We start from the raw sequence: 14,296 nt of genomic DNA, 5'->3' as shown, positions 1-14,296 counted from the left end.
AGTGGAGGAAACGACGTGAACATCACAAGAAGACTTTTGGGCAAGGCAGCGCTCGGGCTCGCCGGCGCGGCGTTGCTGATGCAGGGGACGGCCCTGGCTGCCGATCGCCCGGCACCGTTCGACAAGCCTGGCGTCAAGATCGCCCTGGTGCGCTATCTCTCGACCGGTGACTTCTTCCAGGCCTATCTGTCCGGCGTCGAGGCGCAGGCCAAGGCCCTCGGCGTCGACCTGCGCGTGCTCGACAGCCGCCAGGACGCCGCCCTCCAGGCCGACATGGTCGACCAGGCCATCGCGCTTGGCGTGCAGGGTATCATCATCCAGCACGGCCTGACGGAATCGATGAAGGACGCCGCCCAGCGCGCGGTCGACGCCGGCATCAAGGTGGTCGCTTTCGACGTCAACGTCGAAAACCCCAAGATCCCGCAGATCGAGCAGTCAGACCGCGACCTTGCGCGCCTCGCGCTCGAGCAGGCGGTCAAGGACAATGGCGAGAGCTGGAAGGCCGGCTATGTCTATGTCGCGGGCATAGCGCCGCTCGACCGCCGCAATGAAACATGGGTCGACGTGAAGAAGAAATACTCGGGCATCAACGAAGTCGCCATGTTCGGCACGCTGGACAACCCGATCGCCAACTCGGTCGCCAACCAGGCGCGCTCGGTGCTGACCGCCCATCCCGACATCAAGGTGATGTTTGCTCCCTATGACGAGTTCGCCAAGGGCGTGAAGATCGCCGTCGACGAGGCGGGCCTGAACAAGGACATCAAGATCTATTCGGCCGACATCTCGACCTCCGACATTGCGGCGATGCGCGAGCCCGACAGCGCCTGGGCGGCAACCGCGGCCACCAACCCGGCCGTCGTCGGCCAGGTCTCGGTGCGTGCGCTGGCGCAGCTGCTGGCCGGCGAAGACCCCGGCCACAACGTCGTCGTGCCGCCGACGCTGATCACCCAGAAGGACCTTCTCGACAAGGACATCAAGAACATGGAGGACCTGTCGGCCAAGCTGCCGCAGTTCGCCCACGCCGATGTCGCGATGCCGGCCTGGATGCCGAACCCGAACGCGAAGTAGGCCAATCGATATTGCAATTCGCTCACACTTGGAACAGCCGCTTGCAGCAACTGCAGGCGGCTTTTTTGCTGTCTTCATTCGTTGAACAGATCGGAGTAGAAGCCGGTGCGGGCAAGCCGCAGCTCATCGTCGGCAATGCGGTAGATCAAGAGCCAATCCGGTTCTACATGCGCATCCCGATAGTCTTTCCAGTCGCCTTTTAGAGGGTGATCCTTATAACGCGCCGGCAGTTCCAGTCCGGCGATGAGCAGGCCCAACAACTCGCGCAATTTAGCGAGGTCTTTGCCACGCTTCTCCATGCGCTTAACGTCCCTGCGGAATTGCCCGGAGTGAACGGGCGTGGGCATGTCAGATGCCCAAATCCTTGAACAATTCGTCGGCTGACGCGAAACGCTTGCCTTTGCCTTTTTCCAATTCGGCAATGGCCTTTTGGGTGGTTGCGTTCGGCACCTTCACCGGAAAGGGAAATTCCTTGTCGGCGGCGACGCGGACCAGCAGCAGGCGAATGGCGTCGGAGACCGACAGTCCCATTGCCGCCAGGGCTTCGGTAGCCTGGTCCTTTGTCGCCGTATCAATTCGAGCGCGGACAACCGTATCCGTTGCCATATTGTGACTCCTTGAGTTTGAGCCACAATGTAGCTACACGCTGGTGTTCTTGCAAGCCTCCTGTGCGCTATGCGTGACCGTGCTACCGCAGCGCCGCCGCGATATTGCCGCCGTCGACCGTCGTTACGTCGGCGGTTGTGCGGTCGGCCAGCGCGTGGTGCAGGAAAGCCTGCGCCACGTCCTGCGCGGTCACTTCCTGGCCGAGCAGATTGCCGGACATGTATTCTTTTTCCGAGACACCGCGCGCGCCGGAACGGCTTGCGATCATGGCGTCGGTCAACAGCCCGGAGCGGATGCGGTCGGCATTGACGGCGTTGGAACGGATGCCATGCGCGCCGTAATCCAGTGCATATTGCCGGGACAGGAACAGCGTCGCCGCCTTCGGCACGCCATAGGCGCCGAATTTCGGACCCGGATTGACCGCCTGCTTGGAGGTGTTGAACAGGAGAGCGCCGCCGGTACCCTGTTCGAGCATGATGCGCACCGCGTTCTGCGCCACCGACTGGTGGGCGAAGAAATTGAGCTCGAAGCTCTTGCGCAGCAGCGCGTCGTCAAGTTCGCCGATCCGGCCTTCCCAGGCGGCACCGGCATTGGACACCACTATGTCGACGCCGCCATACAGGGCGACCGCCTTGTCGAAGGCTGCACGCACTTGGTCCGGATCGGTGATATCGGCGGCGACGCCGATCGAATTGTTGCCCGCTTTCTTGGCCGCATCAGCGGCTTTTTCGCCATCGAGATCGACGACCACCGCATGGGCGCCATTGTCGGCGAAAAGCTTGGCTGTCGCGGCGCCGATCGCACCGGCACCGCCAGTGATCAGCACGATCTGGCCGGTCAGCGGCTTCGGCTTGTTGGAGGCGAGTTTGGCCTGTTCCAGCGACCAGTATTCGAGCGGGAACAGGTCGGCCTTGGAAAGCGGATGAAAACGGCCGACCGCCTCGGCGCCACGCACGGCCTCGATCCACATTTCGCCGACATCGGAAGCGATCCTGGCATCCTTCAGCGTGCGGCCATGGCCGAACATGCCGAGCCCCGGCACCAGCGTCAGCCGCGGCATCGGGTCGAGCATGGTGCGTTTGACGTCGTCGAGCGCGTCATTGGTCTCGAAATAGGCGCGGTATTCCTTGGCGAAGGCGTCGACATGGTTCTTGATGACGGCCTTGTAGTCGCCGGCCTTGTCCGCATCTGGCGCCGGCACCGCCATCGGCCCGGTCTTGATGCGGATCGACAGGTCCGGCGTCGACACGCCGCGCGCGGCGTAGTCGGCGATTTCGGCCGAATTGATGAAATCGACGATCGCATCCGAGGTGCGGAAATCGCTGATCATGCGGTCGAAGCGGCCTTCGCCGCGTGCCACCGCCACGGCGCCGCGCAACATAGGAGCGATGGAAGCCGGCGTCGCGAGCTTCGCCGGAAGCGCGGCCTTTGCCGCCTTGGGCTTGGCATGCTTGGCTACATACTCCTCGGCGACATTCACATAGTGGATCATCCGATCGTAGGCCTGCTTGGCGTCGTCGCCGAAGGTGAAGATGCCGTGCTTGTCGAGGATCAGTCCTTCCACATCAGGGTCGGCATCGAAGACGTCGGCCGCCGCCTTGGCGAGGTCGAAGCCCGGCATGATGTAGGGCACGTAGCCCATCTTGGTCCCGAACACCGTCTTCACCAGCGGCTTGCTGTCTTCCTGGTCGACGATCGCCAGGATGGCGGTCGAGTGCGTGTGGTCGACGAATTTGTGCGGCAGGAAGGCATGCAGCAATGTCTCGACCGAAGGATTGGGCGAGGACGGATCGATGAGGTTCGCCCGCTGCAGCGCGACCATGTCCTCGTCGGAGAGCTTGTCCAGCGCGCGCGCCTTGATGAGCGCGCCCATCTTCACCGCCGGCAGGCCCTGCGGCTCGATGACGGCCATGTCCCAGCCGCTGCCCTTGACGCACAGCACGTCCCATTCGTCGCCGACGAGATCGGTCGCCTTGGTCTTGCAGGAGGTGTTGCCGCCGCCATGCAGCACCAGTCGCGGTTCGCCGCCCAGCAGGCGCGTCGTGTAGACGCGTAGCGCGAGGTCGCGTCCGACGCCTTTCTTTGCATAGTCGGCAACCATCTTCTCCGCGTCGCCGTCGTTCCACAGGTTCTTCATTAGATTCGTCCGGTTGCTGTCATAGTGGTGAAACAGGAATGCCGCGACGCCTTGACGACGGGCGCGGCAGGAATGGTCTCTAGGATACCTTTTTGCCTGGCGCTCCGGCATGATCCAGAAGCCGCTGCGCCATATCGGCGCCGACCACCAGATGCGTGCAAAGGCCCCCGGCGATCGCCGCGAGCAGGGGTTCGAACTTGCTGTTTTCCTGCACCACCATCAGCCGCTTCTGAATGGCGCGCAACGAGGAAAGCTCCGCCGAGATCACTCGCCGGTTGTAGCCGCAGTCGAGCACCTTGCCCTCGGCATCGATGATCTGCCCGGCAATGACGCCGGCCGCCCCTGCTTTGCGCAGGTCGGCCATTTCGTCTGATGTCAGCGCGCCGCATTTGACCAGATGGCTGTCGGCATCGACGGCGCCGACCGAATACAGCGCCAGATCGCATTCGTGGATGCTCGACAGCTGTTCGCGGATTACAGGCTCGGCCCGCAGGCCGCGCGCCAGCTCTTCGGTGGTCAGCACGAGCGGCGCGTAGAAATTGATGCCCTTGGCGTTGAGCCGCCGGGCGATCTCCATCGTGCACTGGTCGGGACGATAGGAATATGGCGCGCCGAGATTGCCGCAGAGCTGCACCACGGTGACATCCTGGAGATCGGCGTAGGACATGATGTCGGCGATCATGTAGACGGTGCGTCCCCAGGCGACGCCGATGCGGTCGCCTTTTTTCACCAGTTCGAGAAAGACGCTCGCCGCCAGCACCGCGATGTCGGTGGCGGGATCGGCGATATGGCCGTTTTCCGGCGCGATCCAGACCGCGTCGAGACCGAGTGCATCCTCGAGCTTGCGCGCCATGACGTCGTCGGTGAAAAGCTGGGTCGAGGTCGAGATGTTGACGATGCCGGTCTCTCGCGCCTTGCGCAGATACATGGCAACCGAGGCGCGGGAAATGTTAAGCTGGCTCGCCACCTGGTCCTGGCGCAGGCCATGCGCATAATAGAGCCAGGCGGCCTTGTGGATAAGTTGTTCTGCCGGTCGGATTGCCATGCCTTCTCCTCGGCTGACATTAGTCACGGCTCTCGACAAAAGTCAAACCGCGCGGAGGTACGCGATGCCTTTACGCGCGCCAAATCTAGATCATCATTGCGCCAGACGCGCTTTGTCGTGGCATCGTTGCTGGTGACGCGGCCCCAGCCTGTGATTAGAACATGTCGGCAAAGGGAGATACGGGGAGGACACGATGGGCAACCCTTACGAACAGGATCTCGACAGGAACGCTGCCAACCACCAGCCGCTGACGCCGCTCACTTATCTGGAGCGGGCAGCCAAGACCTATCCCGATCATGTCGCCATCATCCATGGCCGGCAGCGCGTGACGTATCGCGATTTCTGGCGGCGTTCGCTGCAGCTCGCCTCGGCGCTCTCCAGGCGCGGCATAGGCAAGGGCGACACGGTGACGGTGATGCTGTCGAACACGCCGCCGATGCTGGAGGCACATTTCGGCGTGCCAATGACCAAGGCGGTGTTGCATTCGCTCAACACTCGCCTCGACGCCGCCGTGATCGCTTTCCAGCTCGACCATGCCGGGACCAGGGTGCTTATTGTCGATCGCGAATTCTCCGGAGTGGTTCGGCAAGCGCTCGATCTGGCCAAGGTGAAGCCCCTGGTCATCGACTATGACGATCCCGACTACGCCGCGGACGCTCCCTATCCGAAGGGTGGTCGCATCGGCACTCTTGATTACGAGGCCTTCGTTGCCGAGGGCGAGGAGAATTTCGCCTGGTCGATGCCAGACGACGAGTGGGACGCCATTTCGCTCAACTACACCTCGGGCACGACAGGCAACCCGAAAGGCGTCGTCTATCATCATCGGGGTGCTGCGCTGATGGCCTACGCCAACACCGTCCATGCCGGCATGGCCAAGCACGCGGTCTATCTGTGGACACTGCCGATGTTCCACTGCAATGGCTGGTGCTTTCCGTGGACCTTGGCCGTCCAGGCCGGCACCCATATCTGTCTGCGCTGGGTTCGGCCGAAGCAGATCTACGACGCCATCGCCGACCATGGCGTCACCCATCTGTGCGGCGCGCCGATCGTCATGTCGGTGCTGATCAACGCCAGGGATGAGGACAAGCGCCAGTTCCCGCAAGCCGTCACCTTCAACACGGCCGCCGCGCCGCCGCCGGAAGCGGTGCTCACCGGCATGGCCGATGCCGGCTTCGCCGTCACGCATCTCTATGGTCTGACCGAGACCTACGGCCCGGCGGTGGTGAACGAATGGCACAATGAGTGGGATCATCTGGAGAAGGGGCAGAGGGCCACGAGGAAGGCCAGGCAAGGCGTCCGCTACGCCGCGCTCGAAGGCCTCACGGTGATGGATCCCGAAACGATGACGCAGACGCCCGCCGACGGCCAGACCATCGGCGAGGTCATGTTTCGCGGCAACATCGTCATGAAAGGCTATCTCAGGAACCGCAAGGCCACCGACGAGGCGTTCGCCGGCGGCTGGTTCCACTCCGGCGATCTCGGCGTCATGCATGCGGATGGATATATCCAGCTCAAGGACCGCTCCAAGGACATTATCATTTCGGGCGGCGAGAACATTTCCTCGATCGAGGTCGAGGACGCGCTCTACAAGCACCCGTCCGTTGCGTCTTGCGGCGTGGTGGCGCGGGCGGACGAGAAATGGGGCGAGGTGCCGGTCGCCTATGTCGAGCTGAAGCCTGGCAAGACGGCGACCGAGGCAGAGATCATCGAGCATTGCCGCGCGCTGCTTGCCCGCTTCAAGCTGCCGAAAGCGGTGGTGTTCGCCGAGATCCCCAAGACCTCGACGGGGAAGATCCAGAAATTCCGGCTAAGGGAGATGGCGAAGAGTGGCAGCGCCAACTCGTAGCAGTTTGCACCAGCATCCGCGAGTTGGTCATCCCAGAGCGTTGCAGGAGCGAAGCTCCGTCGCGGAGCCCTAGGCTCCATGCCGCGACCCGGCAGCCGTGATCCGACGGCCGACAATGGCCTTCCAAGATTGTGGATGCTGGTCGGCCTAACCCTTTGAGCGAGTTATTTTTTCCGACAGAGGTCGCAGCATGGATTCTGAGAGTCTGCGCGTCGCTCCGCTCCTTGCTACGCCCTTGATGATGACGGGATGAGCGCCATTCGCAATCGGCAACGTCGGTCATTGCACACCTGCGACTGTCACCATCTGTCACCATTTTGTACGCGTACGCCGAATCCGTGTTGACATCGCGTTCCTTTCGATTTACGAGTGACGAAAATCAAAATTCATCACTAGTAAATCGAAAGAGGCTATGTCCGAAACCGCCAACCTCGTCGCCGATGCCGCCCGCCAGGAGAATGTAACGCGCATTCTCGATTGCGCCGAGCGCCTGTTCCGGCACTATGGCTACGGCAAGACCAATGTCGCCGACATTGCCCGCGAACTCGGCATGTCGCCAGCCAACATCTATCGCTTCTTTGCTTCCAAGGTCGAAATCCACCAGGCGGTCTGCGGCCGGATGCTCGGGGCCAGCTACAGGATGGCCTACGAGATCATGCATTTGCCGATCAGCGCCGAGGAACGGCTGCGGCGCTACGTGCACGCGCAGTACAAGATGACCATGGAGGTCATGCTCGACGACCAGAAGGTCCATGAGATGGTCATCGTCGCCCTCGAGCGCGATTGGGGCGTTATCGACAAGCATGTCGACAGTATCCATGATCTTTTTGCCGAGGTGATCCGCGAGGGCATCGCGGCCGGCGAATTCAGGGAGCAGGATCCGGTGATTGCGTCGCGCTGCTTCGGCGCGGCCACGGTCATTTTGTGCCACCCGCAGATGGTGGCCCAGTGTCTTGCCAAGACCAACCGGGCAATGCCCGACGACCTCATCGACTATGCGATCAAGGCCTTGAAGAAGTAGCCGCCGCCCGCCGGGCGCCGGTAACGACAATCAATCTCCAGTTTGGGAGTGCTAAGGTGTCTTCGTCCAATTCCATTATCCGCTGGCTGCCGGTTGCCGGCCTGATCGTCGCGTCGCTCGGCCTTGCCGGTTGTTCCCAGGAGAAGGCGGAGGTCAAGGATATCATCCGCCCCGTCAAGGTCGTCGAGATCGGCGCGGCGCAGACCACCCGCCAGCTCGATTATTCCGGCTCGGTGCGTGCCCGCACCGAGATGAATCTCGGCTTCCGCGTTGCCGGCAAGGTCACCGAGAGGCTCGTCGACATCGGCCAGCATGTCACCTCGGGCGACGTCCTCGCCCGCATCGATCCCTCCGATTACGAGCTTTCGGTCAAAAGCGCCGCGGCGAGCCTTGACGCCGCCGAGCGCCAGGTCGAGACGATGGATCTCGCCAGGAAGCGCGCCGAGCAGCTCTATGCCAAGAATTTCGCGCCGAAATCGCAGCTCGAGCAGGCGACGCTGGCCTACAACCAGGCGGTCGCGACGCGCGATGCCGCCCGCTCGACCCTCGCCCAGGCTCAGAACCAGGTCCACTATACCGACCTCAAGGCGAGCGAGAACGGCATCGTCACCGCGGTCAGTGCCGATGTCGGCCAGGTGGTCGGTGCCGGCACGCCCGTGATGACGGTTGCCGTCGATGGCGAGAAGGAAGTGCTGATCGCGGTGCCGGAAATGGATATTGCCGGCTTCAGGCCGGGCAAGGAGGTCAAGGCAAGCTTCTGGGCGGACGATGCGCTGACGCTTGCCGGCAAGGTCCGCGAAGTGGCCGGCAGCGCCGACCCGCAGTCGCGTACCTTCGCCGTTCGCGTCTCGCTTCCCAACGATCCGCGCGTGCTGCTCGGCATGACCGCCAACGTGCAGGCCTCGATCGACAGCAAGACCCAGCTGGTCTCGATCCCGCTCAGCGCCCTGGCTGAAAAGGACGGCCAGAAGATCGTCTGGGCCGTGGACCGCGGCAGCGACACCGTGCATTCGCGTCCGGTCAAGATCGCGAACTTCACCGCCGATGGCGTCGCGGTTGCCGACGGCCTCAAGCAGGGCGACGTCGTGGTTGCCGCTGGCACCCAGTTCATGACCGACAATCTGAAGGTCAAGCTGTCCGGCGATAGTCTCCAGCAGTCCGCCTCGGCGGCGGACGACGCTGCCACCAGCAGCCTGCGCTGACAGCCAGGCACTACGAAAGCCCCCCTGTCTTGGCGGCGCGAGCCGCAAGACCGGGCAGGCCATGGTTTCCGGGCGGCAGGCGCCCGATCGTCGAGACGCCGGCAAGATGGCTCCCCCGCATCATTGTCGCGTCACACGCGATGCGAGTCTCTCCGCTTGAGGGAGCTTCGCCGCCCGGAAGCCAGACGAAGAACGCATGAACGGCATGATGAACCTGCCCTGCAGATCAATTGGACTGGACTGGCGCCATGACCACCGACAGCAACACTGAAAAGCGGCCTTTCAACCTCTCGCGTTGGGCGATCGGGCATCCGAGCATCGCACGTTTCCTGTTCGGCCTGATCATCCTTGCCGGTGCGCTCGGCCTGATGCGCATGGGCCAGAAGGAAGATCCCGATTTCACCTTCCGCGTCATGGTCGTGCAGGCGATCTGGCCGGGTTCTTCGATCCAGGAGATGGAAGACCAGGTCGTCAACAAGATCGAACGCAAGCTGCAGGAAACGCCGCATCTCGACTTCGTGCGCTCCTACACGCGCGCCGGCAGCGCCATCATCACGGTTCAGATCAAGGGCGACACCAATGCTGCCCAGGTCAACGACGCCTTCTATCAGGTGCGCAAGAAGGTCGGCGACATAGCAGGCGATCTGCCGCAGGGCCTGCTCGGCCCCTATTTCAACGATGAATTCGGCGACACCTTCATCACCTTGCATTCGATCAGCGGCGATGGCTTCAGCTATCCCGAATTGAAGAAGTTCGCCATCCAGGCCCGCGATATGCTGCTGACGACGCCCGGCGTCGAAAAGGCGGTCATCATCGGCGACCAGCCCGAGAAGATCTATATCGACGTCTCGTCCAAGGCGCTGGCCGAGCGCGGCCTGACGCTGACTGACCTGCAGAACGCGATCAAGGGACAGAACAATGTCGACCCGGCAGGCTCTGTCGACACCGGCCTGCGCTCGGTCCGCATTTCGGTCGAGGGCGACGTCACCAGGGCGGCCGACATTCGCGAGCTGCGCTTGCGCGCCGGCAACCAGGTGACGCGCCTTGGCGATATCGCCACCGTGAGCTCGGGGCTGGAGGATCCTTTCGAGCGCAAGTACCGGTTCAATGGCCACGAGAGCGTCCAGCTCGGTGTCGTCATGGCCAAGGGCTTCAACGTCACCGATGTCGGCAAGGACGTCGAGGCGACCTACAAGCGATTCGAGGAGGCGCTGCCCTATGGCGTCTCCGTCGACCAGATATCGGACCAACCCGAGGTCGTCAGGGACGCTGTCAGCGAGTTCATGCATGCGCTCGGCGAAGCGCTGCTGATCGTGCTCGTCGTCTCGTTCCTGTCGATCGGCTGGCGCTCCGGACTTGTCATTGCGATCGCCATCCCGCTGGTCCTGGCCGCCACTTTCGCCATCATGTACGAGATCGGCATTGACCTGCAGCGCATTTCTCTCGGCGCCTTGATCATCGCGCTCGGCCTGCTTGTCGACGACGCCATGATCGTCGTCGAGATGATGGAACGCAAGCTGGAGGAGGGGCTGGTCAAGATCGAGGCGGCGGGTTTCGCCTATTCCTCGACCGCTTTCCCGATGCTGACCGGCACGCTGATCACCACCGCCGGCTTCATTCCGGTCGGCTTCGCCGCCTCCACCGCCGGCGAATATGTCCGCACGCTGTTCTACGTCGTCGGCATCGCGCTCGTCGTGTCCTGGTTCGTGGCGGTCTATTTCACGCCATGGCTGGGATATATGATCCTCAAGCAGCGCAAGCATGCCGGCTCCCACCACGACGTCTTCGACACCAGCTTCTATCGCCGGCTTCGCTCGACCGTTACCTGGGCCGTGCGCCATCGCATCATCGTGCTGACGATGACGCTGGTGACCTTCGCCGCCAGCCTGTGGGCCTTCCAGTTCATTCCGCAGAACTTCTTCCCGCAATCGTCTCGCCCGGAAATCCTCGTCGATCTCTGGCTGCCGGAAGGCACCAGCATCAAGGAAGTCGAGACGCAGGCCAAGGCGCTGGAAGCCAAGATGATGGACGACAAGGACAAGCGCTTCATCGCCACCTATATCGGTGAAGGCGCGCCGCGCTTCTTCCTGCCGCTGGACCAGCAGCTCAGGAATCCGAACTTCGCCCAGCTTCTTGTGATGGCCAATGACGAGCCGGCGCGCGAGCGGCTGATCGTCAAGCTGCGTACCATCCTGGCGCAGGACTTCCCCTCCATCCGCGGCAAGGTCGACCGCTTGTTCCTCGGGCCGCCGACAGGCTGGCCGGTGCAGATGCGCGTCATGGGTCCGGACCGCCAGGAAGTGCGGCGCATTGCCGACCAGGTGAAGGCGAAATTCCAGGCCAACCCGCTGCTCGGCGCCGTCCATGACGACTGGCTGGAACCTGTGCCGGCGATGAAGCTGGTCATCGACCAGGACCGCGCCCGCGCGCTGGGCGTCACCTCGCAGCGCATTCGCCAGATGCTGCAGGCGTCCATGTCCGGCGCGCCGCTGGGCGACTTCCGCGACGGCGAAGAAACGGTGTCCATCGTCGCCCGCGAGCCGGATGCCAGCCGCGCGCTGCTGTCCTCGGTCGATTCCATCTACATCCCGACCGATTTCGGTGGCTTCGTGCCGCTGTCGCAGGTGGCCAAGGTTGTGCCGGTGCTGGAGCAAGGCGTCGAGTGGCGGCGCGACCGCTTGCCGACCATCAGCGTGCGGGCGACCTTGCCCGACGGCGTGCAGTCCAACGACGTCGTCACCAAGATGTACAACGACATGAAGGGCCTGCGCGACGGCCTGGCGCCCGGCTACAAGATCGAGATCCAGGGCGGTGCCGAGGATTCGGCGGAAAGCCAGGCTTCCATCGCCGCCAAGGCGCCGATCATGCTGGCCGTCATCGTCATATTGCTGATGGTCCAGCTGCAGCATTTCGGCAAGGCGATGCTGGTGCTGGCCACCGGTCCGCTCGGCATCATCGGTGCGGCCGCGGCCCTTTTGATCAGCGGCGCGCCGTTCGGCTTCGTCGCCATCCTCGGAGTCATCGCGCTGCTCGGCATCATCATGCGAAACTCCATCATCCTCGTCGACCAGATCGACCAGGACATCGCGAAAGGCATGGAACGCTCCGAAGCGATCATCGGCTCGGCTGTGCGCCGTTTCCGGCCGATCGTGTTGACGGCAATGACCGCGGTTCTGGCGCTGATCCCGATCTCGCGCGGCGTATTCTGGGGGCCGCTCGCCTACGCCATGATGGGCGGCATTCTGGTTGCAACCGTGCTCACCATCCTGGTGCTGCCCGCCGGCTACGCCCTGTTCTTCGGCCGCGAGCGAAAGAAGGTGCCGACCGACGAACAGACGCCCGAACCAGAAACCGTCGAAGGCGTCGAGAGGCCGCAACTCGCTTTGGCGGCTGAATGAACGAAATCGGCCGGTCTCATTTGAGACCGGCCAATTTCTGTTCTTGCGGAGCCGAAGGCCGCTTGCCCGTCAGGCAAATCAGATGACGAAAAACCAGTTGGCGATCAGCATTACCGCCACGCCGGCGACCAGCGTCAGATAGGGCAGCATGCCCGCCTTTTTCACCGAGAGGTCCGCTCCCGCCATGCCGAGGTCGGCCAGCATGTGGTCGGGGAACTTGCCGCCGTCCTGGATGTAATGGCGGAAGCAGAACACCGGGATGATCAGCGCCGCGGTGATCAGCCCGGCCCACAGCGCCATCGGATTCCACACCTTGGCGCCGGCGCCCATGAAGATCGCGTTGACATAGGCGAAGATCGCTCCGACGCCGAGCAGCCAGCTCGGGGCCTTCCACGGCCGCGCGATATGGCCGTTGTCGATGCGATGGATCCAGCCGGCATTGAGGTTGAGGAAGTTGAAGATGATGTAGCCGCAATTGGATACGGCGAGGATGAAGAAGAAGCTTGTCGCGTCGGCCGAGGCGATCGCCAGCACGATCAGGTTGAAGCACAGATCGGTCCACATCGCCCGCGTCGGCGCGCCATGCTCGTTGACGTGGCTGAGGTAGCGCGGCAGCCAGCCGTCGACGGAGCCCTGGTAGAGCGTGCGCGAGGAGCCGGCCATAGCCGTCATGATGCACAGCACCAGCGCCAGGATCATCAGCATCACCAGCAGGCTGTGGATAAGTCCGCCGCCGCCGACCATGCCGGCGAGAGCATCCGCCACGCCTGAGCCGTCGACGATCGGCGTCGCCAGCATGCCGTTGAGGCCGAGCACGCCCTGGAAGGTGAACGGCACCAGGATGAACAGCAGCATGCAGAGCAGGCCGGAATAGAAGATGGCCTTGAAGGTATCGGTGCCCGGGTTCTTGAACTCGGAGGTGTAGCAGACGGCGGTCTCGAAGCCGTAGGTCGACCAGGCGGCGATGAACATGCCGCCGAGCACCAGCGTCCAGCCGGCGATGTTCCAGGCGCCGGGCTCTGGCGCATAGGCGGCGGCCAAGGGAACCAGCGGCGAGAAATTGGCCCAGTTGATCTGGCCGGTGAAGATCGGCACGACGCCGACGATCAGCATCGGGACGATGACCAGCAGGCCGATATATTTCTGCACATTGGCGGTGCCCAGGATACCGCGATGCTGGATCGAGAAGATCATCAGCATCAGCACGGCGCCGATGAAGAAGGTGGCGTTGAAGGTGAAGGACACCGGACCCAGTGTGTGGCTGAACGCCGACCACATGCGGATCGCCGGAGTCGCCGCCGCGGTCACTGCGGTAATGGCGTCGCCGGCGCTCGTTCCGGCATGTGCCGCGATATAGGCGGCGACCTCGGGCGACGTGTCGGTAAAGATCGGCACCGGCGCCAGCGCATTGAGGATATAGGCGGCGGCGATCGAGCAGCCAAGCGAGAGCACCGGCGACCAGGCAAACCAGTTGCACCACACCGACAAGGGCGCGATGAACTTGGAGTAGCGCAGCCAGGCGGTGGCGCCGTAGATCGAGGCGCCGCCCGATTTGTTCGGGAACAGGCCGGCGATCTCGGCATAGGTGAAGGATTGCAGGAAGCCCATGACCATGGACACCGTCCAGATCAGGAAAGCGAGCGTCCCGGTCGTGCCGGCAATGCCGCCGATCGAGAACAGGACAAGGGCTGGAACGCCGCTCGCCACCCAGAAGGCGCCGCGCCAGTCGATATGCCTGAGCAGCTTGCTTTCGGCAGGCTGGTCCAGGACCGTGCTTATGGTGCTCATGTCGGTGAATTCCCCTTTTTGATGTTCCCCGCCGGCGACGCCTCGGCTGTGCGAAGCTTGCTCCCGGCCAATATCGCCGCGACTTCAGTGTTTCCACTCAGTCGTATTTTTTTCTTAGGAGTGAAGATTGATCCGGCGCGCTTTCACGTCAAGCGTTTTGTCGCGCCGTGCACATCACGCTTGCG

The 14,296-nt window shown here is 63.0% G+C and carries 10 protein-coding genes; 5 read left to right on the top strand and 5 right to left on the bottom strand.

Features of this window, described 5'->3' with window-relative positions; genetic code table 11:
* The first annotated feature begins 15 nt into the window (after window positions 1-15).
* A complete protein-coding gene (locus FJ972_RS23340; protein WP_140520874.1) occupies window positions 16-1,068 on the top strand; it encodes a substrate-binding domain-containing protein in 1,053 nt (350 codons plus the stop codon).
* Window positions 1,069-1,142: 74 nt separating this feature from the next.
* On the opposite strand, the gene FJ972_RS23335 is transcribed toward FJ972_RS23340, so the two are convergent.
* The 4 genes from FJ972_RS23335 to FJ972_RS23320 all read right to left on the bottom strand — a co-directional run bounded on the left by FJ972_RS23335 (window position 1,143) and on the right by FJ972_RS23320 (window position 4,856).
* A complete protein-coding gene (locus FJ972_RS23335) occupies window positions 1,143-1,367 on the bottom strand; it encodes a type II toxin-antitoxin system YafQ family toxin (protein WP_413466301.1) in 225 nt (74 codons plus the stop codon).
* A gap of 49 nt (window positions 1,368-1,416) precedes the next feature.
* Complete coding sequence (locus FJ972_RS23330) at window positions 1,417-1,674, bottom strand: type II toxin-antitoxin system RelB/DinJ family antitoxin (RefSeq protein WP_140520872.1); 258 nt, start codon at window positions 1,672-1,674, stop codon at window positions 1,417-1,419.
* An 82-nt stretch (window positions 1,675-1,756) separates the two neighbouring features.
* Complete coding sequence (locus FJ972_RS23325; RefSeq protein ID WP_140520871.1) at window positions 1,757-3,811, bottom strand: bifunctional aldolase/short-chain dehydrogenase; 2,055 nt, start codon at window positions 3,809-3,811, stop codon at window positions 1,757-1,759.
* A 79-nt stretch (window positions 3,812-3,890) separates the two neighbouring features.
* The gene (locus FJ972_RS23320; RefSeq protein WP_140497839.1) at window positions 3,891-4,856 is read right to left on the bottom strand and encodes a sugar-binding transcriptional regulator; all 966 of its coding nucleotides are present in this window, start codon (window positions 4,854-4,856) and stop codon (window positions 3,891-3,893) included.
* 193 nt (window positions 4,857-5,049) lie between these two features.
* On the opposite strand from FJ972_RS23320, the gene FJ972_RS23315 reads away from it, so the two are divergent.
* The 4 genes from FJ972_RS23315 to FJ972_RS23300 all read left to right on the top strand — a co-directional run bounded on the left by FJ972_RS23315 (window position 5,050) and on the right by FJ972_RS23300 (window position 12,323).
* Window positions 5,050-6,702 (top strand): acyl-CoA synthetase, encoded by a 1,653-nt coding sequence (locus FJ972_RS23315; protein ID WP_140520870.1) that lies wholly within the window; start codon window positions 5,050-5,052, stop codon window positions 6,700-6,702.
* Window positions 6,703-7,114: 412 nt separating this feature from the next.
* A complete protein-coding gene (locus tag FJ972_RS23310) occupies window positions 7,115-7,723 on the top strand; it encodes a TetR family transcriptional regulator (RefSeq protein ID WP_140497843.1) in 609 nt (202 codons plus the stop codon).
* A gap of 56 nt (window positions 7,724-7,779) precedes the next feature.
* Window positions 7,780-8,925, top strand: a complete 1,146-nt coding sequence (locus FJ972_RS23305; protein WP_140520869.1) for an efflux RND transporter periplasmic adaptor subunit — start codon at window positions 7,780-7,782, stop codon at window positions 8,923-8,925.
* A gap of 248 nt (window positions 8,926-9,173) precedes the next feature.
* The gene (locus FJ972_RS23300) at window positions 9,174-12,323 is read left to right on the top strand and encodes an efflux RND transporter permease subunit (protein ID WP_140520868.1); all 3,150 of its coding nucleotides are present in this window, start codon (window positions 9,174-9,176) and stop codon (window positions 12,321-12,323) included.
* Window positions 12,324-12,401: 78 nt separating this feature from the next.
* On the opposite strand, the gene FJ972_RS23295 is transcribed toward FJ972_RS23300, so the two are convergent.
* Entirely contained in the window at window positions 12,402-14,111 is a 1,710-nt protein-coding gene (locus tag FJ972_RS23295) for an APC family permease (RefSeq protein ID WP_140520867.1), read from the bottom strand.
* Window positions 14,112-14,296: the final 185 nt, after the last annotated feature.

It is taken from the genome of Mesorhizobium sp. B2-1-1 (assembly GCF_006442975.2).
Lineage (GTDB): Bacteria > Pseudomonadota > Alphaproteobacteria > Rhizobiales > Rhizobiaceae > Mesorhizobium.
The sequence above is the reverse complement of the archived record's forward strand: the minus strand, read 5'-3'. Positions and strand labels throughout refer to the sequence as shown.

What these genes read in the sequence shown, in the direction of transcription:
- FJ972_RS23325 (WP_140520871.1), bottom strand. Translation starts at nt 3,811, where the DNA reads ATGAAGAACCTGTGGAACGACGGCGACGCGGAGAAGATGGTTGCCGAC.
- FJ972_RS23320 (WP_140497839.1), bottom strand. Translation starts at nt 4,856, where the DNA reads ATGGCAATCCGACCGGCAGAACAACTTATCCACAAGGCCGCCTGGCTC.
- FJ972_RS23300 (WP_140520868.1), top strand. Translation starts at nt 9,174, where the DNA reads ATGACCACCGACAGCAACACTGAAAAGCGGCCTTTCAACCTCTCGCGT.
- FJ972_RS23330 (WP_140520872.1), bottom strand. Translation starts at nt 1,674, where the DNA reads ATGGCAACGGATACGGTTGTCCGCGCTCGAATTGATACGGCGACAAAG.
- FJ972_RS23310 (WP_140497843.1), top strand. Translation starts at nt 7,115, where the DNA reads ATGTCCGAAACCGCCAACCTCGTCGCCGATGCCGCCCGCCAGGAGAAT.
- FJ972_RS23335 (WP_413466301.1), bottom strand. Translation starts at nt 1,367, where the DNA reads ATGGAGAAGCGTGGCAAAGACCTCGCTAAATTGCGCGAGTTGTTGGGC.
- FJ972_RS23295 (WP_140520867.1), bottom strand. Translation starts at nt 14,111, where the DNA reads ATGAGCACCATAAGCACGGTCCTGGACCAGCCTGCCGAAAGCAAGCTG.
- FJ972_RS23315 (WP_140520870.1), top strand. Translation starts at nt 5,050, where the DNA reads ATGGGCAACCCTTACGAACAGGATCTCGACAGGAACGCTGCCAACCAC.